19 protein-coding genes are annotated in these 21,988 nt (G+C 44.5%); 2 read left to right on the plus strand and 17 right to left on the minus strand.

What is annotated here, in order from left to right; all coding sequences use genetic code 11:
• Positions 1-9 precede the first annotated feature (9 nt).
• The 11 genes from hemW to gpr form a co-directional block, all read right to left on the minus strand.
• Entirely contained in the window at positions 10-1,182 is a 1,173-nt protein-coding gene (gene hemW, locus MHH89_RS15435) for a radical SAM family heme chaperone HemW (protein WP_076105910.1), read from the minus strand.
• Positions 1,183-1,367: 185 nt separating this feature from the next.
• Positions 1,368-3,644 (minus strand): FAD-dependent oxidoreductase, encoded by a 2,277-nt coding sequence (locus tag MHH89_RS15440; RefSeq protein ID WP_076310169.1) that lies wholly within the window; start codon positions 3,642-3,644, stop codon positions 1,368-1,370.
• 19 nt (positions 3,645-3,663) lie between these two features.
• On the minus strand, positions 3,664-4,491 hold the full coding sequence (locus tag MHH89_RS15445; protein ID WP_076129699.1) for a carbohydrate ABC transporter permease: 828 nt from the start codon (positions 4,489-4,491) through the stop codon (positions 3,664-3,666).
• 61 nt (positions 4,492-4,552) lie between these two features.
• Positions 4,553-5,437: a carbohydrate ABC transporter permease gene (locus MHH89_RS15450; protein ID WP_249267723.1), complete on the minus strand. Its 885-nt coding sequence runs from the start codon at positions 5,435-5,437 to the stop codon at positions 4,553-4,555.
• Positions 5,438-5,528: 91 nt separating this feature from the next.
• Positions 5,529-6,833 carry an ABC transporter substrate-binding protein gene (locus tag MHH89_RS15455; RefSeq protein WP_076129697.1) on the minus strand — a complete coding sequence of 435 codons (1,305 nt, stop codon included), beginning with the start codon at positions 6,831-6,833 and terminating at the stop codon, positions 5,529-5,531.
• A 95-nt stretch (positions 6,834-6,928) separates the two neighbouring features.
• Entirely contained in the window at positions 6,929-7,696 is a 768-nt protein-coding gene (locus MHH89_RS15460) for a response regulator transcription factor (protein ID WP_076141556.1), read from the minus strand.
• Complete coding sequence (locus MHH89_RS15465) at positions 7,681-9,486, minus strand: sensor histidine kinase (protein ID WP_256717218.1); 1,806 nt, start codon at positions 9,484-9,486, stop codon at positions 7,681-7,683. Before MHH89_RS15465 ends, MHH89_RS15460 begins: the two co-directional genes overlap by 16 nt.
• 105 nt (positions 9,487-9,591) lie before the next feature.
• A complete protein-coding gene (gene lepA / locus MHH89_RS15470; protein ID WP_036677511.1) occupies positions 9,592-11,406 on the minus strand; it encodes a translation elongation factor 4 in 1,815 nt (604 codons plus the stop codon).
• A 140-nt stretch (positions 11,407-11,546) separates the two neighbouring features.
• Entirely contained in the window at positions 11,547-12,032 is a 486-nt protein-coding gene (locus MHH89_RS15475; RefSeq protein ID WP_076129694.1) for a hypothetical protein, read from the minus strand.
• A 35-nt stretch (positions 12,033-12,067) separates the two neighbouring features.
• Positions 12,068-13,405 (minus strand): stage II sporulation protein P, encoded by a 1,338-nt coding sequence (locus tag MHH89_RS15480; protein WP_076219577.1) that lies wholly within the window; start codon positions 13,403-13,405, stop codon positions 12,068-12,070.
• Between the two features lie 156 nt (positions 13,406-13,561).
• A complete protein-coding gene (gene gpr / locus MHH89_RS15485; RefSeq protein WP_036677518.1) occupies positions 13,562-14,563 on the minus strand; it encodes a GPR endopeptidase in 1,002 nt (333 codons plus the stop codon).
• Between the two features lie 304 nt (positions 14,564-14,867).
• On the opposite strand from gpr, the gene rpsT reads away from it, so the two are divergent.
• On the plus strand, positions 14,868-15,140 hold the full coding sequence (rpsT, locus tag MHH89_RS15490; RefSeq protein ID WP_036677521.1) for a 30S ribosomal protein S20: 273 nt from the start codon (positions 14,868-14,870) through the stop codon (positions 15,138-15,140).
• A gap of 150 nt (positions 15,141-15,290) precedes the next feature.
• Here rpsT and MHH89_RS15495 read toward each other — a convergent pair whose 3' ends face one another.
• The 6 genes from MHH89_RS15495 to MHH89_RS15520 form a co-directional block, all read right to left on the minus strand.
• On the minus strand, positions 15,291-15,779 hold the full coding sequence (locus tag MHH89_RS15495; protein WP_076193273.1) for a hypothetical protein: 489 nt from the start codon (positions 15,777-15,779) through the stop codon (positions 15,291-15,293).
• 37 nt (positions 15,780-15,816) lie between these two features.
• The gene (holA, locus tag MHH89_RS15500; RefSeq protein ID WP_036677525.1) at positions 15,817-16,836 is read right to left on the minus strand and encodes a DNA polymerase III subunit delta; all 1,020 of its coding nucleotides are present in this window, start codon (positions 16,834-16,836) and stop codon (positions 15,817-15,819) included.
• Between the two features lie 276 nt (positions 16,837-17,112).
• Positions 17,113-18,369, minus strand: a complete 1,257-nt coding sequence (locus tag MHH89_RS15505) for an anti-sigma factor family protein (protein WP_076310168.1) — start codon at positions 18,367-18,369, stop codon at positions 17,113-17,115.
• Positions 18,366-18,914, minus strand: a complete 549-nt coding sequence (locus MHH89_RS15510) for an RNA polymerase sigma factor (RefSeq protein WP_036677530.1) — start codon at positions 18,912-18,914, stop codon at positions 18,366-18,368. The genes MHH89_RS15505 and MHH89_RS15510 overlap by 4 nt, the downstream gene beginning before the upstream one ends.
• Positions 18,915-19,222: 308 nt before the next feature.
• On the minus strand, positions 19,223-19,459 hold the full coding sequence (locus MHH89_RS15515; protein WP_038572950.1) for a hypothetical protein: 237 nt from the start codon (positions 19,457-19,459) through the stop codon (positions 19,223-19,225).
• 235 nt (positions 19,460-19,694) lie between these two features.
• Positions 19,695-20,336, minus strand: a complete 642-nt coding sequence (locus MHH89_RS15520; protein WP_038572952.1) for a bifunctional 2-keto-4-hydroxyglutarate aldolase/2-keto-3-deoxy-6-phosphogluconate aldolase — start codon at positions 20,334-20,336, stop codon at positions 19,695-19,697.
• 346 nt (positions 20,337-20,682) lie between these two features.
• Between MHH89_RS15520 and MHH89_RS15525 the strand changes: the two genes are divergently transcribed.
• Entirely contained in the window at positions 20,683-21,633 is a 951-nt protein-coding gene (locus tag MHH89_RS15525; protein ID WP_076179379.1) for a sugar kinase, read from the plus strand.
• Positions 21,634-21,988 lie beyond the last annotated feature (355 nt).

Consider the following 21,988-nt stretch of genomic DNA (forward strand, 5'->3'; position numbering starts at 1 on the left):
ATTTTAAAATTAAACTTCTGTCAGGGCGCCTACAAATTCAGCAAAAACATCGTTCCCAAACAAGATTCCTTGCTTGCTGAGTCGGTAAACCCCTGCTTCTTGTTCCAACAGCCCTGCATGCAGCATTTTATGCAAGGATTTCTCGAATACTTCCTCTATTGAACGCCCGAATTGCGCCTGAAAAGCTTCATTAGAGACGCCCTCATGCATACGCAAGCCGACCATCATAAAGTCTTCCATCGCTTCTGCTTCTGAGATTGGGTATGCATCCAGTCGTGGCAGCCCTTTACGTGTGGCTTCTACATATGGATTTACGCCCTTAACATTAATATGCCGCTGACGCCCCACATATCCATGTGCTCCTGCTCCTAGACCATAATAATCTTCATTACGCCAGTAGGTGATATTATGGCGGCTCTCCATTCCTGGTTTCGCGAAGTTACTGATCTCGTATTGATTGTAACCTGCTTCCTTCATCGAGGACATCAACAGGAGGTACATTTGCAATTCATCTTCTTCATTAGGAAGAGGAAGCTTGTTCTTATTAAACAGCGTGTGAAAAAGAGTATTCTCCTCCACCTTCAAGCTGTAAATAGAATAGTGGGGTAGATCCAGCTCCAACGCCTTGCGGATACTTTCGCCCAACATCTCAACAGTTTGATTAGGCAGCCCAAACATCAGGTCAACCGAAAGATTATTTAGTCCAACTGCACGTGCATTCTCTAGGCTCCGGTATACATCATCTACATTATGAATCCGGCCGATGCCTGTGAGCAGCTCGTTCTGAAATGCTTGAACACCAAAGCTCACCCGGTTCACGCCGCCTTCTTTCATAACCGTCAGCTTGTCCAGATCCGTTGTTCCAGGGTTAGCTTCCATAGAAAACTCAATATCTTTATCCCAGTTGGGGAAATGCGTGCGAACAGACTTTAAGAAATAAGCCATTTCATCAGGTTTTAAAACAGTGGGTGTGCCTCCGCCGACGAAGATCGTTTTGATAACACCCGGAGGGGTGTTCTTGACGGTCTGCTCCATCTCTCGATCCAAAGCTTCGAGATAATCCATAACTGGCTGATCCTTGAGTACATAGGAATTGAAATCACAATAAAAGCACTTATTGGTACAAAAAGGGATATGAATGTATACAGCCTCAGGGGGACGGCCATTAGTCTTCGTTGTCATTAGCTGTCTCCTTTATATAAAAATATCGTTTGAATAGTGTAATCTAAAAAACAAGAAAAGGGAAGCCTGACGGCTTCCCTCCGAGGGCGTTCATTTATAAATGAACTCTATTTTATAATATAAGAAAGTATAAGTTTTACGTTATCCTATATATTTTGTATTTCCCGCAGAAACGGATACCGTCCCTATAAGGACGGCAAAGCCGTTGCTTCTTGATAAATCCGCATTTCCACAAGTTCGGCATGTACTCCACCGTTAGTTTCATGAATAACGATCCGGACAGCATCTGTAAGGACAGGCTTCTCTAATCGATGAACATTTTTCCGGCGATGGTTATCTTTGACACGGAGCATGACTTGCCACGCGCCATCAATGAGCAGCTCTACATCATAGTTCTTTACCAGTTCAGGAATCACTAGAAATGGCGTTTCATGGTGATGTAAGTTGATGAGATCTTCATTGACATCATCATTAAAGGTGAAATGGATTTCGGAGACTGGAGCAGCATCCGGGAGACGCGCCTCTACCCACTCCGATCTACCCGCGGTCATCGGCTCAGAAACCCAGCTATGTGGTCCCGCGAAAGGTCGAACATACCCATCAATGACTTTAGATGCAGCATATGCCGATGTTTCTACTGCAAAGCAGAAATGCCTGCGTACAAGTTGTTTCATGCTCCACTCTATCACCGGCTGATCTGGCTGATGATCCTCCAGCGCTGAATCAACAACGGATTTAGCACCTCGCTCAAATGTAATGACACCTGTGATTGGGGTTTGTGAAATATGCAATTGAAGGTGTTCATTAGCTCGAATAATAGCGAAGATATTACATTCGCCGATAAGACTACATTTCTCCTCTTGTATCGGAACTTCAATCCAATGCTGTTCTCCAGCCTGTACTGTTAAAACATCAACCTGTTTGCACTCCGCCGGCACGTAATTTTCCGCACGTCCAGTCATCCAGATCTCCACGGTCAGCTGCGTCTGAATACTTGCTGACACAAGCAGCCTTAACCCACGGATACTTCCTTCAACCGGAAACAAAATCCCTACATCATGAGAAAGCTCATAAGCTTCGGCTGGACGATCCAGCAGGATACCATTCAACGTGCTGGATGCATGAATCTCGCTTTTTCTGGCGAGGTCCAGTGGATCTTCGTTACGTAATCCAATAATCGAAGCATCTTGCTTTAACATCACCTGTTGCAATTCATGCATATGCTGCTGGCGAATTTCACGTGGGGTCACACCTTTGATGACGGATAAAGCTGCACCTGCTCCAGCTGCTTCACCCATGATCGCACAGGTTGCCATAACACGTGTTGTTCCAAAAGCCACATGAGATGCACTGATATTACGACCCGCGAAGAATAGATTCCCCACATTCTTCGAATATAGCGAACCAAATGGAATATGGTAGATCCCGTCCGCATGCAGATGCTTGGAGCCACTCTCTTCTGCGTACATCCCTTGCGGTGGATGCAGATCAATCGACCATCCTCCGAATCCAATCCGGTCTGCAAATTCACGCTGCGCAAGAATATCATTTTGCGTTAAGATCGTATCGCCAACAAACCGTCTGTATTCACGTTTACCCGGAATTGAGCCAACCCACTCCAGCGTCATATTTTCGGCATCAAAATGACCTGAGTTTTTAATGTAATCCCAAATCCCATAAATAACAGAGGATAGTTCATCACGTATACGTTCATTCTCATCCACCGTATCAAGCTCGCCGCCCCACTCAATCCACCAGTAGTGACAGCCTGAATCCCCACTCCGAATGACCCGGCGGATCGGGATAGACGTTGTTGTAATATCCTTCGCGAATGAGGGTGCAACATAACGTACCGGTTTTCCAGTATCCTGTGTATAGAACAATAATGTACTGCCTAATGTAATATTATCAGGCACTTCTGGTGCCCATTCCTCATTAAATTCATGACGGGCTTCACGTCCTAATCGGAAATCCGCTCCTGCTAGGAAGCCCACTAAACCATCACCCGTACAATCGATGAAAGCATCGCTCTCGAACGTGATTAAACGCTCAGATCCCATCATCCAGCCGGTCACACTCTGAATCGTACGCTCCTCTGCCTCACCTTCCGCTTCCACTTCACGTACATCGGTATTTAGGAACAAGCTGATATTCGATTCTGCCTTCACCGCTTCGAGCAAGGTTAGATCCCATAGATATGGATTCCCTTCCGGGTTCCGGTATTGATTCTCGATGAACAGCTCACCCATAATGCCTGTCTCACGTGCATAGCGATTTACACCATGTCCTGTTGCACCACATACCCATACCCGAACCTCTGAACTCGAGTTACCACCAAGTACAGGACGATTCTGTACCAGTGCTACCTTTAACCCAAGACGTGCTGCAGCAATCGCCGCGTTCATCCCTGCAAGTCCACCCCCGACCACTGTCACATCGGATTTAACCGTTTCTGTTCTCATGTCAGTATCCCTCCTATAGTTAGCCTTTCACAGCCGAGCTAGAAATTCCTTGAATAATATATTTCTGACCTATGAAGAAGATAACAATCATTGGAATGATCGCAGCCGACGAAGCGGCCATCATCCCGTTGTAATCCACATTGTTCTCAAGAATAAAATTCTGCAATCCAAGCGGAATGGTATATAACTTAGGGCTCTGCAAAAATACAAGCGCATTCTCATAATCATTCCATTGCCAGGAGAAATCAAGAATAGCAAACGTAGCGATTGCCGGCTTCGCTAATGGCAGAATTAAGCGGAAAAATATTTTGTAATGACCGGCTCCATCCAGAAAAGCAGATTCCGTAATTTCCTTAGGAATGCCCATAAAGAACTGCCGAAGCATAAATACACCGAAGATCGAGAACATGGCTGGAAGGATTAGGGCCAAATGCGTATTGTAAATCCCAACCCAGTTAAACATGATAAACTTAGGAACAAAAAGCACCTGCGGTGGAACCATCATCATGGATAGATATATGACAAATAGGCCATCCCGCCCTTTAAACGAAGTACGTGAAAATCCGTAAGCGGCAAGGGCAGATAGAAACACAGCTCCCGCAGTTCCAATAATCGATATCTTAAGTGAATTTAAATAATACGGAACAAAATCATAACTTCCTGTCCACACCCGAATATGATTGCTCCAGTTGAGAGATGAAGGCAGCCATTCGTTAAACACCTCGGCAGGTGTCTGAAAAGATGTGCTGAGCATCCATAGAAAAGGCACAATCATAAATAGTCCTAGAACAAACATGATGATCGTTACTGGCAGCTTCACCTTCATGTTTCCTGCTTTTTCATTCATACCGCCTGCTCCTTTAATTTATGGTTTCGGGGTCCCGCAAAGCACCACTTTGTAGGGTTATTTAGTAATGAACCCAGCGCTTTTGGCCGATCCACTGAATGACTGTAATGACGAGAATGACGGCGAACAAGAACCATGAAATGACTGAAGCGTATCCCATATCGTAATAACTGAATGCTGTTTTATAAACGAATAGTGATAAGACCGTCGTACTTCCGCTAGGTCCTCCAGCCGTAATGGCTTGAATAATCGAGAACGATTTCATCGTCATAATTAATCCGGTAATCATTAATAAAAAAGTTGTTGGACTAACAAGAGGCCATACAATTTTCCATGTTGTTTTGAATGTGCTTGCACCATCGATCCGGGCAGCTTCTAGCTGCTCTGTCGAAATTTCCTGTAGTGCTGCTAAATATATGATCATATTATAGCCAAGCATCAGCCAGATCTGTACGATATCAATGGCATACATTGCGGTTTCCGTATCCGCAAACCACCCTGGCGGCGATGTTATGCCAATCCAGCGAAGCAGTTCATTGATGGGTCCCTGTGAAGGCTGAAATAGCAGCATCCAGACAAATGCAACGGCTACTCCACTAGAGATATACGGCAGGAAAAACATTCCACGCAATAATCCTTTAAGATACACACTGCGGTTTAGAAATAGCGCCACAATAAAAGCGAGCACCATCGATACTGGAACCGATATCAGGAATATCACCGTATATTTGATCGAGGCATAGAAATTATCGTCATGGAACAACCGTTTGAGATTATCCAGCCCGGTAAATTGCCAATTCGGATTTGAAAATTGATAATTCGTAAACATCAGGACAAAGGAAAAGATTGCAGGAATCACAAAGAATAAGAGAATACCAATCATATTCGGGAGAATAAAAGTCATGCCGATCCAGCCTTGTCTGTCCATCCAGCTTCTCCGCTTCACGGTATCGCCGCCTTTCGTATGCTGAAAAATGGGTACACGAAAGAGAAGAACGAAGAATTCTTCCTCCTTCTCTTTTGTGCCAGCTATTTCTTTATTTCATTAACTCTTGCGAACGGGTTTGCATATTTTTCATCGTGGTATCAATATCTTGCTTATTTAAGAAGTATTTTTCATACTCTTCTTTACGTGCATCAATGGCTTGTTGAGGTACATTTAGCTGGAAGGATGGGAATTTGCCGAATACAATATTATTCATTGAATCTGTATCATATTTGTCTTCTACACCATTCAAGAGAAGGCTCATCGCTTCCTTACTGTCTACACTCTTAGAGGCTGGAATACGCCCCCCGCTTGCCATTGGCAGCATACCGCCATCCGCATACCATTTTGCGAACTCCCAAGCCGCATCCAGGTTCTTGGACTTTGCATTAAGAGCAAGCATGTCGCCCACACCTCCCGAATATTTATAATCCTTTTGATCTTTATTCACTTTTGGAATAGCGGCGAACGCGGTTTTGAAATCATGCGGATAGTCCTTCAAGTTGTTCGCATTGCGGAAAATAAACTCACCTGCTGCCAGCATTGCCGCTTTGCCTTGCAGGAACATGGTGTCAACCGGCATTTTACTGGTCAGCTGCTCCCCATATTCCGGTGTGGATTTGTCCACGAACATCATGTTATGCAATATTTCCAGTTGCTGTTTCCAGAGATCATTTCCAAAGTTTGAAGTACCATCCGCCTGTTTCACACCCATTCCAGCAAGCGTACCGTCCATCGTTGTTGCGAAGGAGGAATCTGCCTGCAATAATCCGTACACACCAGGTTTCGTTAGCTTCTTCGCATACTCCTCAAGATCTGACCAAGTCCAGTCCACCGCAGGAATCGGTAATCCTGCTGCATCCAGCATATCTTTGTTCAACCATACAAACGCCATGTTTTTCTTTGTAGGAATCCCATAGTATTTATCATTGATTTTCCACATCGCTGCGTCCTCGCCGATCTGGCTGTCGATATCATAATCTGTTTTCGTGCTTAGATCCAAGGCAACGCCTGCATCCATACGTTTCTGTAAATGAGCAAGATCGTAGTTCATGAAAAGGTCTATGTTTTGATTGGTCATCAAAGCAGTGTCCAGCTTTAAGTTGCCTGCATCGTCATTTACATTACGGATATACTCGACCTGAATATCTGGATGATCTTTATTCCAGTTATCAACTACAGCTTGAGGCCCGGCTTCTGCAGGAACTGCCCCCCACATCGTAAGCTTTATTTTCTCCTTTGCTGGTTCTCCATTTGCACTGCCCTGCGATGCATTACTTCCACCACTCCCACAACCAGCCAGCATCGTACCTGCTAATAAGACAGAAAGCACTGCAGGATACCACTTTTTCTTCATAGATAGCTTCCCCCTTGGAAGGATTATGTGTTGTGCTCTACATCTATAACTTTATCATCAGAGCGGATTCTGGGGGATGAACTACATTTGGGAACTTATAGAACGTTTTTTGGTTCTTTACGGAATTCATTTGGCGTGACACCACACCACTTTTTGAAGATTTTTATAAAATAATTATCGTTCTCAAAGCCTACTTGCTGCCCAATCTCGCTAATTGTTAGCTTCGTTTCTGCAAGCAGCATTTTCCCAGCCTGAATCCGACGCTCTTGAATATAATTGGTCAACGTTTTCCCTGTCTTTTTCTTGAATAAGTCACTTATATAGCTGGCATCCATCCGGATCAACTCTGACATGGATTTGAGCGAGATGTCCTCAGCATAATGTTCTTCAATATAAGCTATAATTTTGTTCATCTCCACATGATCTGTCGGTCCCGTTTGTTGCTTCTCAGGAAACCATTTATCGGCCTTCTTCATCTTCACCATTCGCTCCAGCTCGGCCTGAACCTTACCCATCGTCTGCTTCAAACCTTGGAGATCTAAAGATAACTTCAGAATGTAGTCCGAAGCCCCAAATACGAGCGCCTGCCGGGCGTATTCAAATTCACTCAATGCGGTCAACATTACAAACCGGCAGTCGAAGCCTTCCTCTCGCGCAATTTGAAGAAGCTTCACTCCATCCATCACCGGCATATTGATATCCGTCACTACCACATCAGGCTGAAGCTCACGAATCATTTGCAAGCCTACTTCTCCATTCTCCGCCTCACCTATAATTTCAAACGGAATCCCAGCCTTTAAGAATAGCTTCCGTATACTTTTAACCGCAGGTTGTTCATCATCCACAATTAACGTTCTCCACATGTGAGCTTACCTCCATCGTAAGGTTTTGAAATAAGGAATGGAAAATGGATGATCACTTCAGTTCCTGTATCCGAAGATACAATGTCCATACCTGTCCGTTGATTCTTAAACAACAGCTCTAAGCTCTCCCTAATATTCTGAACACCGATTCCTTTACGTTTCCGTGTAGCCTTATTCAGCTGTGCTCTTTCTATCCCCATGCCGTTATCTCTAACCTGCAGATACAGCTGTTGCTCAGTCACTTTAGCGGAGATATCAATTCTCCCTTGTTTTACAGACTGACCGAAGCCGTGAATCAAGCTATTTTCAATTAAGGGCTGCAGACAAAATTTAGGGATTAATGCGTATTGCAGTTCCTCGTTGATATCATATTGAATTTCAATCCCATGTCCAAAACGTTGCCGCTGTATCTCCATGTAAGATTCTATTAGTACGATTTCATCCTTTAACAGGATCAAATCGACTTCAGTATTTAAGGTTGTCTCCAATATTTTTCCTAGTGCAACACAAATTCCATAAATTTCATCATCATCTTTATCTAAGGCAATGCTCTTTATCGTATTCAATGTATTTAGTAGAAAATGCGGGTTCATCTGCGAAAGTAATACCTGAAATCGAACGAATTGCTTCTGTTTTTCTTCAAGCTGAAGTCGCTGCAACAGCTCATTTAAATCATGGATCATGATATTGAAACTCTGAGTCAGGGCAAGAATCTCTCCCCGCCCTTGCTCGGGTAATTTCATTTTGAGATTCGTCTTAGCGGTCATTTCCATCTTCTTCTGTAGCTTCTTAAGCGGTACTGTAATCGTCGATGATATGAAATAAGTTAATAGAACAAATAGCAGCAGAATGATTCCAAATCCACCAAAAAAACGTCGTTTCTGCTTGTCTACCTCAAGAAATAGCTGTGCTAGCTGCACCTTTTTAACAACATAGCCATTTAACTCCTCGATGTAGCTGTATGTGTATAAACTTTCCTCCTTCGGGTCGACAATGGATGCAGCACGCCCCGTCTGCCGCTGGTTGGCGCTCTTCACAATACTCTGCGCAATATCAGGGGAAAAAGTCTCATCCTTAAGCGGATTAAGCATCACACCCCCCAAGGCATCGAGTAGAAATAAAGCCCCTTCCTGTTTACTCCCTAACGTTGATCTGGTAAACCACTCCTCATAATCGATACTTAATCTTGCATAGGCATAAATATTCAAACCATTATCACGCATAACCTCATAGAGACTAAGCATTTTCTTACTTGTTGTACTTTCCCGGACCACATTATTCTTGTCATTCGGATTCCATATATATCGATTCGTTCCTTCTCGCTTCAAGGCTTGAACCCAATCCTCCGATTGGATTTCGTCGTAGCTCAAGGTTTCCTTTGGCATAAAGGAAGTGTATGCGTTTCCATGAAGATCGATTAATGTATAATACACCGTCGCTCCACTCATAAAGAATGTATTTTCAATCGCTCCAAACTTGTTTTCAACGAGTTTTTTTCTCGTGATTTCATCAGATTGCTCGGGATTCTTCATTATCGATAAAATCGTCGTATCTTGTTCGAGTAATGACCCTGTTTTCATCACGAGACTCATGAGATCAACAAAACCATTCTTAATACCAATAAGCTGCTCTATGTTCTTCGTTTCCGCATTATCCTGCAGCATTTGTTCTGTCTCTTTAAAGTTATATAGAACGAGTATGGCAATGGGTGTTAGTACCAACAGCAAGAAAGCTAACAAAATCCGATTCTTAAAGGTACTTGGCGTAAGTTTCAAATATAATCGCTTCACGAGGACTCCCCTCACTTTGTATGTGCTTACAATCCTTCCCCCTATTGTAATCTGCTCCTGCTTAAAAAAATAGAGCCGGGATATTCTCCCGGCTCTACCTATTTTCTACTCATCGATCTTCAGTACTGCCATAAACGCTTCTTGTGGTACTTCTACACTACCCACTTGCTTCATGCGTTTCTTACCTTCTTTTTGCTTCTCCAGCAGCTTCCGTTTACGGGAAATATCGCCGCCGTAACATTTAGCAAGTACGTTTTTGCGCATCGCCTTAACGGTTTCACGCGCAACCACCTTCGTACCCACAGAGGCTTGAATCGGCACTTCGAACATTTGACGCGGGATAATCCCCCGCAGCTTCTCACAAATGATACGTCCGCGGTTGTAGGCACGATCGCGGTGAACGATAAAGGACAAGGCATCGACCTGCTCATTGTTAAGCAAGATATCCATCTTGACCAGATTCGAACGACGGTATCCGCAAATTTCATAGTCGTAAGAAGCATATCCTTTCGTACCGGATTTCAACTGATCAAAGAAATCATAAACGATCTCTGACAGCGGAATCTCGTACGTAATCGTTACACGATTAGTATCTAGATATTCCATATTTACGAACTCGCCGCGTTTGTTCTGGCACAGTTCCATTACAGTACCCACGAAGTCGTTAGGCACAATGATCGCTGCTTTAACATACGGCTCTTCAATGTAGTCAATCGTACCGATCTCCGGATAATGTGACGGGTTGTCGATTTGGATCATTTCGCCATTGGTCAGCATAATTCGGTAAATAACACTCGGCGCTGTTGTGATTAGCGGCAAATTGAACTCGCGCTCAATCCGCTCTTGAATAATCTCCATATGCAAGAGTCCAAGGAAACCGCAACGGAAACCAAATCCAAGTGCGCTTGAGCTTTCCGGCTCAAAGCTTAGCGAAGCATCATTTAGCTGGAGCTTCTCCAGTGCCTCACGAAGATCGTTATAATCGGAGGTCTCAATCGGATACAACCCGCAATATACCATCGGGTTGATCTTACGGTAACCCGGAAGCGGCTCAGCAGTAGGATTCTTTGCGTCAGTGACAGTATCACCGACACGGGTATCTCCAACATGCTTGATCCCAGCTACGATAAAGCCAACATCACCGATGTTCAATTCATCGACAATGGTCATACGTGGCATAAATGCGCCAACTTCAATGACCTCGAAGGTCTTCTCAGTTGCCATCATCTTAATCTTCGAACCTGCACGGATCTTCCCGTCCATTACGCGCACATAGACGATAACGCCTTTGTAAGGATCGTAGTGAGAGTCAAAGATCAATGCTTTAAGCGGCTCTTCTGAATTACCGGATGGCGCAGGAACCTGCTTCACCACCTGCTCCAGAATTTCCTTGATTCCGATACCGGCTTTGGCAGATGCCATAACCGCTTCACTGGTATCCAGCCCGATAACATCCTCAATCTCCTGCTTTACCCGGTCAGGGTCAGCGTTTGGCAAATCAATTTTGTTGAGCACAGGTAGGATTTCCAGGTTATTATCCAGTGCTAAATACACATTGGCCAGCGTCTGTGCTTCAATTCCTTGAGCCGCATCCACAACCAGCAGTGCGCCTTCACATGCTGCAAGACTGCGGGAAACTTCATAGGTGAAATCGACGTGCCCCGGTGTATCAATCAAGTTGAGATAATACTCTACACCATCGTCTGCACGATAGGTTAAACGCACGGCTTGCAGCTTTATTGTGATACCACGTTCGCGCTCCAGATCCATCTGATCGAGTACCTGTTCCTGCATTTCACGCGTGGTTAGTGCCCCCGTGTATTCCAAAATGCGGTCAGCTAGTGTCGATTTACCATGGTCTATATGTGCAATAATCGAGAAATTGCGAATTTGTTGTTGTCTTTTCTGAACGTCAGTCATTCCTTACCCCCACAGACAGCCTGATATTAATCCACTTATTATAACAGTACAAGCTTACTCCATCAATCCCGCGCTGGCCCAAAACAAAAGAAACAGCTATACACGATCCCGTGAAATAACCGTTTCTTCTAAATTTGCTGTTAATTTTCTGCCGAAGCGAACAATGAAACTACCCAGCGGATTCCCTTCTGGGAAGCCTGCTGCAAGAGACCTGCCGTCTTATCTGCCAGAACATCGACTGTAGGCTTTTGCTCCTCAGGAATTAGAATTTGCTCCGGAGATTTCGTACTATAATCATCCACAACTTGCTGAGGAGGATCTGCGGCTGGCGTTATATTGCTATTTTGAGGCAAAGGAGAGACGGCCGTATATGCACCTGTGACAGGATCGATCACCATTGGCACATATACATAAGTCTGCCCACCCTGTGTCACACCATTCTTTTGCAGTTGTGGCTGTGGCTGCATGCCTGTTACTTGACTGGTAGGTGTAGTCGGGCTGGCATTCCAGCCGGGCAGAATCTTAGAGACTGTTGACCCCCCACTTCCGCCGAACTGCATCCCTAAGAGGATGCCAATCCCTGCCCAAATCCCGACCATAACCAGTTTTTTTCCGAAACGCGACATGTACACCACTCCTTTTTAATCCTTGGTAATTTATTTTAAGAAGCTCCGTTTGATTTCTTTGGTGTTGTAGTGGGATTCGCCACTTTTTCAGGTGCGTTCACCTTCTCAGCGTCATGACTGCTCCAGTAAACATCAGCGATAGCATCCGCCAAAATATCAGCCGTACGCTTTAATTCCTCAGCCGAATTATCAATTCCGCCCACTTCAATCAAAACACTATTAGGAGAGAGGGTCTGATTGTACTCCCCGTTATTTCCTTTACCCGCAGCTTTTCCCCATATCCCACGAGATATTCCCGGGTAATTCTTTTCAAGCTGTTGATGAATCTTATTGGCAAACTCTTCGTTCTTCTTCCAGTCTTTATTTGCATGTCCAATGATAAAATAGACCTGTGCGTAGCTTTTCCCGTCAATAACAGCTGTTGTTTTGCTATGACGCTGCGAATCGCGGTGAATGTCGATAAAACTATCCATTTCCTCATTTGCGCTGAGTGCTGATTTAACCAAGATCCGGGAATATTTATAGGAAAAGTTCCAGTTATAGTCGGTGATTTTGGTTGGAAAATCTTCTTTGGCATGAACCGTACCAATCCCGAGCTGTTCCAGTCTTTTCGTAATATATGATCCTACCAGCATTACATTTTTAGTTGAAACTCCGGAGCTGGGATTTTCATTTGCTGCCCCTAACAGAGGGTTGTAGGCCTCTCTAGGATGTGAATGATAGATTAGAATCCGTTTGATCGAGGTATCCTTAGTGCTGTCTGTGCCGCTTTGCGGATCACTCTTATCCGTCCCTTCCTCCGCTGATGGATCAGGAGATGGTGCAACCGTCGCTTCAGGCTGCTGTGTTGTAGTATCTCCATGCTTGTCCCCTTCGTCCGGAACAGAAGTTTCTGCATCTTCACCACCCTCAGCCAGTTCATCAGTCCCAGGATGATAATCCACTGGTGCTCCTGTAGATCCACCTGAACCTTTCCGCAAAAGAAATGGATCATCCGCCGCCATCCCCGGCACTTCACGAGAGACTAGACTCTTAGGGTCGCCTGGATTCACGCTGGTCAGCAACTGAAATACGAAAGAAGTTACCTTTTCACCTGAAAAAGCGGATGGCTCTTTACCCTGCGGTAAATGCGGCACCTCCATCCCCAGCAGCTCCATGAAAAAACCACTGGACAGGGAGGCGGCAAGCCCCTTCATTGAAGGAATGGGTGAAGAGCTAAGCTTCTGTCCGGCCAATCCACCGGCTCCAAGCAGCATAAAAAATACTAGTGAACCTCCGGCCAACAGCAGCATCGTTCTCCCCAGCGATAAAACATCCAGCATTTTTCCCCTTAAACGGCCGATGTTCCAAAGCTGAAACCATTTTTTATTCATTGTAGTTATGTCCTCCTCCAGCCCTCTGTAATCTCTTATACTCCAAATCTATGAGCGCAAGAGCAATACTAGAACCGAAAATGAGAGAATAGACATAAAGCCCGTACAGGATACCTTAATTCAGCATCCCGCCGGGCTAAACAAACCATAATTCAGTTAGTGGGTATACGCGCCAACATTCTCAGGATCAACCGCATCATGTAAAGCCGCATTCAGACCACTGGCCACAATATTCGCGATCCCTTCAATAAATTCATCGATTTCCTTGGGAGTGACAATCAAATCGTGCCCCAGAGGTTCAAGCACTTCCTTCACTAATGACAAGCGTTCCTGCTCAGAGATATCGTCCAGCATCCCCATGATTTCCTTCGTATGGTTTGCTCCTTGCCCGAAGTGATTTTTCATCATCTCCAGCACATTATTTACAATAGTTGAGGCATAGCAGACAGTGGGCACTCCGATTGCGATACAAGGAACACCCAGAATTTCTTGGGTTAATCCACGTCGCTTGTTGCCAATCCCCGAACCGGGATGGATCCCAATGTCGGCAATTTGAATCGTCGTATTGATACGCTCCAGTGACCGGGATGCCAACGCATCTATGGCAATAATAAGCTCAGGTTTCGTCCGATCCACGATTCCCTGCACGACTTCACTCGACTCAATCCCAGTCAGCCCAAGCACTCCAGGAGCAATAGCGCTCACCTTACGATAACCAGGGGAGATCTGATCCGGAACCAGCTCATAGAACTGCCGCGTAATGAGTGAGTTCTCCACCACCAACGGACCCAGTGAATCCGGTGTAACATTCCAGTTACCAAGACCAACAATCAACACAGATGCATCCTTGCCAATCCCAATTCTGATCAAAAAGTCCTCAAATTCGCGGGCAAAAACTTCTGCCACCTTTTGCTGCAAGCCTGTATCTCCGCCACGCAGAGCGGGTACCTCAAGGGTTACATAGTTACCAATTGCGCGTCCTATTGCCTGTGATCCAGCAGCATTAGCTACACCAAGACGGGTCACTTTAATCCCATCAGACTCTTCCACTTCTTCGTTCACACCAGGGATCGGCGTTCGTTGTGGGCCTTGAGCCATTTCCTTTGCCTCTAATGCCAAATCGGTGCGCACAGAATATAGCTGCAGATCCGGTTCCATTGTGTACCAGCCTCCTAAAAGTTTTGTAAGCATACACTTCCATGAATTACTTCGAACAAAACTCACTTCGAAAGCAGCTGCTTAGTTTTGTAAGCATACACTTCCATGAGTTCATCCTCATTTGGCAAGCTTCTGCCTATGCTCTTTTGTCGATAGTGTGCGAGAGAAAGCCAATGTTTATGCAGGATACGGAGGTTTAATTTGAAAGCTTTAAGTATTGCTTTTTGCTACCGGTCATGCTAAACTATTTTAAGTTGTGAATCATTTGATAATGATTTCGAATGTCTTACAGGAGGTGAATGCAATGCCAAATATTAAATCCGCGGTTAAACGCGTAAACACGAACGAAAAACGCCGTGCACTGAATGCTTCCCAAAAATCCGCGCTTCGTACAGCTGTGAAAACTGCTGATGTAGCTCTGACTGGTACGGAAGTAGAAACTGCTCAAGCTGCTTTCCTAGCTGCTTCCAAAAAGCTGGACAAGGCCGTAAGTAAAGGTCTGGTTCATAAAAATGCGGCTGCCCGCAAAAAATCCCGCTTGGCGAAGAAATTGAACGCTCTTACGGCTCAAGCCTAAGACGACATTCATAATGAGCAATTGAAGAACCTGACCGCTATGCTTCATACGGTTAGGTTTTTTTTGTGTCTATTAATTAATAATAAGTAGTGTTTAAGAGATGTTTATTAAATGAAAGAAGACCCCCTCAGAGAGGCGGTCTTCTTTCATTTATTTATTCTCTTTTTTCATTTCATAATAGTTACCATCCCATAAAAAAATCATCGTTTGATCGTCTTTAACAATAAAACTGCTGCCGGGATTCGTCCAATTATTTATAGACACCGTCTTAACCGATTCCGTCTCGATGCCAAGGTCACTTAATTCATTTCTGTATTCGTTAAAAAAGTCATCCTTTGTAATGCTCTCTTCTTTATATTCAGGGTTCATAATTTCATCTTTATCAAAAGATGCCTTTTCTTGCGAATAAGTTACCCGCATGCCAATAAGCTTTTCATCCTCCGCTGCCGAGACAGGTGTAGAACCTACTAGACCTTGTACACTCCATTCCCCAAAATAAGAAGGTGCATCTGCAGAGGTATTCGTATTCGCAGGCGACTCAGAAGCTGAACCTGACGGTGAATTAGTATCCGTTTTGCCACAGGAACTAATTAATAGAACGAGTAACAGCAGTGCCGAATATTGAAATATTCTTTTCATAGTCAGATCATCTCCAATACTTTTTCCCCTTCTTAGCTCAGACACCTAAACGCAGCATGAACAGCTCCAGCCCTAGAACTTTGTCTATAGCCCCTGTTTTCATTTTATAATCCAGATCCGCCAATGCACTTAAGATTTGCCGTAATCGTTCACTGGAGAACTTATGGGCCTGCTCCCCAGCAAGCTTAACCGCATATGGATGCAATCCGATCTGTGACGCAATCTGTCCCTGCGAATAACTATGTGCTGATAAATCCTTAACCTGCAAAATAATGCGGAACTGCCGCGCAACCAACGCTGCGATCTTGATCGGTTCCTCACGCTGCTTCAGCAGCTCATATAAGGTATCAAGCGCCTTATCAAGACGCAGATTAGCGATATCCTCAACAAGCGTAAACACATTTTGTTCTGTTCCACGGTGTACCAGACTCTCTACGGCCCCCGCATCCACAGTGCCGCCCTTACCAGCGAATAAACAAAGCTTGTCCATCTCTGCAGATAAACCTTGCAAGCCTGTGCCTGCATTCGTTATAAGAATTTCTGCCGTGCCAGGTGCCATTACACAACCCCGCTCACGAATTCCTTTTTCCACCCAGCGCAGCAGCTCTTCTGCTCCCAGCGGATTAAAGGCTAATACTGTGCCCACTGATTTGACAGTCTTCACAATTTTTTTACGCTCATCCAGCTTATCATTATTCACCATAAAGACGATTACACTGAAGTCTACAGGATGCTGCAAATAGTCACTTAAAAGATCTATACGATGCTCCAGTTTGGCATTTTCTTTGCCCGCTGTAAATAACGAGGCATCCCGCACCAGCAATAATTTACGTTCTACCATAAATGGCACAGTCTCCGCTTCTTCTACCACAGCCTGCACCGGCGTCTCAGAGAGATCAAAGGGAATAACTGCGAAATCACGATCCTCTTTAGCAATCAGCTGTTCTTCCAGCAGTGCCGTGAATTCATTCATTCGAAATTTCTCACTGCCATATAAAACATATAACGGTGAGATCTTCCCTTGTTTGATTTCTTTTATCGCCGTTTTGGCATCCATCCCGCCACTTCCTTTTCCATTCATCTAGCCCATTTTGTCCAGAGTTCTATTGTAGCAAAAAAAACTACAAAAATGCATGCAAAAACGGAGAAACTCTGGCAGCCATGGCCAAAGCCTCTCCGTTTAAGCGGCGCATCTATATAAACGACGGAGTGCGAAGCTCTAGAAACTCCGCATCCGGCGGTCATACCGATGTTCTGCAAAACCTATACTTTCTAGTTCCTGTCCTGTTGATATAGTATATTCAGAAACTTCGAAAAAAGTTCCAACCCCACTTTAATTTGTTGAAGATGAGGTTGGAGTGTTCGTTGGTGTCGCCCCAGGGGATACAGCCGGACTTGAAGAAGCTGCTTCCTGTACAGTGTACACCTTGGTTACATTCACACCATCTTTTTCAGTCACGTACGTAAACTTCGAGCTGTCCGCAGACCATTCACCAGAAATCCAATTTCCTTCCAGCGGGTAAGAGTTTACGGCTAACCGTTCTTCCGTTGAGCCCGCTGGCGACTTCTTATAAATCACAAGCTGCAGCCCAACAAATTCTATAGCATACTGACCATCAGGAGAAGTCCAGGTCTGCACATTAGGATCTTCAGAACTGCTTAAGCTCATAACTTCCCGTCCATAGTCATAAGGAATCTTTAAAGAATCCTCCATCAGCGGAGCAGAATCAGCTGCGCTGTCTGAATTCATATCAGCAGTTTGCTCCTTATTATTCACCTTTAGCTGATTGCTACTGGCATTACTAGAATCTGAATTTTGAGATTTCGTGGCGACATCCTGCTTTGGCGAAACAATTTTCTCTGTAGGCTTAGGATCTGCGCTTTGAGGCGGTTCGGTGATCGACCGCCCTCCAGCTCCAGCTCCCGCATCAGCTGCATCCGCCGGTGCACTTGGCATCGAGGTAGGGTCCACTGGTCCTGTCGCTCTATCTAAAGCGGCGTTATCTTCGTTCATTACCGGTGCATCCGTCTTATACTGCGCAGCGCCCTCGTTCTCTCCACCAGCGGCAGGTGAAGCTCCATCAGAGTTAGCAGTAATAGAAGCTTGTGATTCCATTGCTGTATCCTTAGTATCATCGCTGGCTGTTTTAGCACTATCCTGCATCCTTTGTTCTACTTCTGCCCCAGGCATTTTATCGGGCATATTAAATATTGCGATCCCTAATAGAACGGCAGCTGCAATAGCTCCAATGCCTGTCCGTGTTGCTATAGAGGTTCCCTTGGAAGGTTTACCACGGGAGCTTTCACGTGAAAATGGGACAACAACCTGCTCCTCAGATCTCACAGCACTCTGTTCACGACTGCTTCGATCCAATTCTGCAAGCTGAGGTAAAATAGAGTCAACCAGACTAAACGGGGGTTTCACGTCTGGCAACTGCTCCAATTCATTGGAGAGAAGTGTCAGGCGCTCAAAGACTTCCGCGCAGGAAGGACAATTATCGATATGACGGAACATCTCAACAATCTCATCTTGACTCAAATCTTTGTCTAAATAGCGGTGCATCCATTCCATCACCTCCGCGCATTTCATCCCGATACACCACCTTTCTGGTACTCCTGAAGTCTATTCTGCAGTTGCTGTCTAGCCCGAAATAAGTACGATTTCACTGTATTCAAGGGCAAATCCAGACAATCTGCAATCTCGTTGTAAGAAAAATCCTGTAAATAGCGCAGGACGATGACTGTCCGATGATGCTCGGGCAATTGATCAATCGCTTCGCGTATATCCTCAGCTAAATAAGAGGATAGAACCTCACGTTCCACATTGTGTTTATCCTGAAACACCATTTCATGTTCATCAATAGAAACTGTAGGTTTAGTTCTTCTGAATTTATCAATGCAAATGTTAGTGACGATTCGCTGAACCCACGTTTTGAACTGGGCCTTCTCCTCATATGAGCCGATTTTTGTATAAACCCGGATCAAGGCTTCCTGAGATGCATCTAACGCATCTTGTTCATTATGCAAAATGTAGAAGGCCGTTTTATATACATGTCCTTCAATTTCTCGCAATAGGGTGATTAGAGCGTCGCGATCGCCCGCTTGAGCGGCTCTGATGAGTCCCTGCTCCACCACGAAGGTTCCCCCTCTCTATGCAATCTTACTGACGCGCAAGACTGCGAATTTGTTGCAACCGTGTAATTAATATTTTTAGAATACCAAACTTTTCTTAGAACGTCATGTTAAGCCAGCCGTTACAACGCGCTATCCCGCATTGCACAGCCAATAATTCCTACTAAGCATACAGGGGAAACAACAATCATTCAAATACTCTTTTTCACTATCTTAGTAACAAAAATGACATCAAAAGAAACGGCCTATCCCCTTGTCGGAAATGAAGCCGTCTGTCTTAAATATTACCCTCCGGTATCGAGCAAGAAACTCTATTTATAGAGCGCAATTTTGCAGAGCATGAAGACCGCGTAGTTTTCCCTAGTCTCATCATCCACCACATAGGCTTCTCCATTCTCAAATAATTGAGGGTTATTGTAATTGCGCTCTAATCTGTAGATCTGCCCTTCCGTCACCTTACAACCATGGAATGCCGACTCAATTTCTACGTACTCAGCATCATCTTCATCCGCTGCTTGATACAGCTTTTTATCATTATAAGCAGGCATATACTCACTCCCGGCTGGATAATAAATCCTGACGTTCAGTCCATGTATCACTACTCTTCTATTATATAGTTTATTATCTTTATCCCGATTCTATACTTTCTAAAAAGCATAGAATAAAAGGAATAATGACAGCTCAAAGAAAATCAACATAAAAAGGCTGCATGGCCAACGTTTGTCAGCCACACAGCCTATAAATAAAAACGCGAATCTGGATTTCAATCTCCGTTCGAATACATTAAATCCCTTTTATCTCTTTAAACTTCGCCACATATTGGGCAGCAAGATCGGTAATCTGATCATATCGGCCATTCTTCGCCGGTGCAGTCAAATTCCCCCCAATGCCCACAGCCATGCAGCCGTTTGCAATCCACTTCTCCATATTGTTCAAATCCACGCCACCGGTCGGCATAATATTTACATGTGGCATAGGACCTTTAACCGCTTTTACATAATCCGGCCCGAAAGCACTGCCAGGGAACAATTTAAGCACATCCACGCCGTACTTCAGCGCTTCCTTCATTTCATTTAATGTCATGCAACCAGGCATATAGGGAATGCCATAAAGATTACACATCTTAGCTGTCTCCACTTCAAAAGAGGGACTAACCACAAACTCTGAACCTGCAAGAATGGCTATTCTAGCTGTTAACGGGTCCAAGACAGTTCCGGCGCCAATCACCGCACGACTTCCGTACTCAGCAACCAATCTCTTAATCGCCACATCCGCGTCTGGTGTAGTAAAAGTTACCTCAATATTATTTAGACCGCCTTCTATACAAGCAACGGACATCTTAAAAGCTTCCTCAGCACTATCTGCTCGAATAACCGCTACAACCCCGACGGATGCCACATTCTGCAATACTTTCATTTTCTTCATCAGTAGACTCCCTTTCTCTTGGTACGATCATAGATAAACAGGAAATACTTTTTTAGATAAACTTTTTTATTAAATTTACTAATTATTTCGTTTTGTTCTATAAGGAAATAGTAATAACAATACGATTAACAGTCAATACATTTTTATTACATCAGGTGCAAATAAGTAATAAAATTTAAGAAAAACCTTTATAAAACAAGGGTTTATGGAAACATTATTTTCTTTTTACGAAAAAAGTTTTTTGGTTAACAATTATTCTTTTATTGTACAAAACCGATTTATGTGATAATTTCAAATTACAAATCATTATACTGGGATAAAATCATTACCCTAGGAGGAACTAAAAATGAGTAAACAGCTGGATGCCGTCACTTTCGGGGAGCCGATGGCGATGTTTTATGCGAATGAGGCCGGTCCTCTGCATGAAGTATTTTCGTTCTCCAAAGCATTAGCAGGTGCAGAAAGCAACGTGGCTACAGGCTTGTCGCGTTTGAATCATCCTACCGGTTATGTTACGAAGCTTGGCGAAGATAACTTTGGCACATTCATTGCTCAGGCGATGAAGAATGAGAACATTAATACGGACAATATTACTTTTACTAAAGAGTATTCAACAGGCATGCTTATCAAATCGAAAGTGGTTACCGGCGATCCAAAGGTCGAATACTTCCGCAAAAACTCCGCGGCCTCCACGCTTAGTCTGGAGGATTTCGACGAGGCCTACTTCAATTCCGCAGGACATCTGCATGTTACAAGTATCTCCGCCGCTTTGTCCAAGAGCTGTCATGAATTTTCTATTCACGCTATGGAATTTATGAAGAGTAAAGGAAAGACGATCTCTCTGGATCCTAATCTGCGTCCTAGCTTATGGCCGGATACAGAAACAATGGTGAGTACCATCAATGATCTGGCTACACGCTGCGACTGGTTCCTGCCGGGACTCGGTGAAGGTAAAATCCTTACCGGACTGAGCACACCCGAAGAGATTGCAGACTATTACCTGGAGCGTGGCGTAAGCTTAGTCGTCATCAAGCTTGGCCCTGAAGGCGCTTACTATAAATCCTCTGCTGGGGAAGGTTACGTGGACGGATTCAAGGTGGAGCAGGTTGTTGATACGGTGGGTGCAGGTGATGGATTTGCGGTTGGCGTAATCAGTGCGATGCTGGAAAAGCTTCCGATTGCTGAGGCCGTCAAACGCGGCAATGCGATCGGTGCGTTAGCCGTCATGTCGCCAGGCGATATGGACGGACTTCCCACCCGTGAGGAACTTGCGAAGTTTATGCAACAAGAAGTCTAATAATTGCAAAAAGACACAGAGCAGCGATTCTCCGTTATTGGAGGAGCGCTGCTCTGCTTTTTGGGTTGCTGATTGGCTGCTATTGCTATGCTATGGCTTTGGCTTTGGCTTTGCTATGCTATGCTATGCTATGCTATGCTATGCTAAGCTTTTGCTTTTGCTTTTGCTTTTGCTTTTGCTTTTGCTTTTGCTTTTGCTTTTGCTTTTGCTTTTGCTTTTGCTTTTGCTTTTGCTTTTGCTATTGCTATTGCTATTGCTATTGCTATTGCTATGCTTCAGCAGTGTAATCAGTTCGCTCTGGGGCTTTCGGACCCAAAAGACGCTATTTGCAATTTTTTTACCTTTGCGGCGTAGT

The organism is Paenibacillus sp. FSL H7-0323 (assembly GCF_038002725.1).
Classification (GTDB): domain Bacteria; phylum Bacillota; class Bacilli; order Paenibacillales; family Paenibacillaceae; genus Paenibacillus_AQ; species Paenibacillus_AQ odorifer.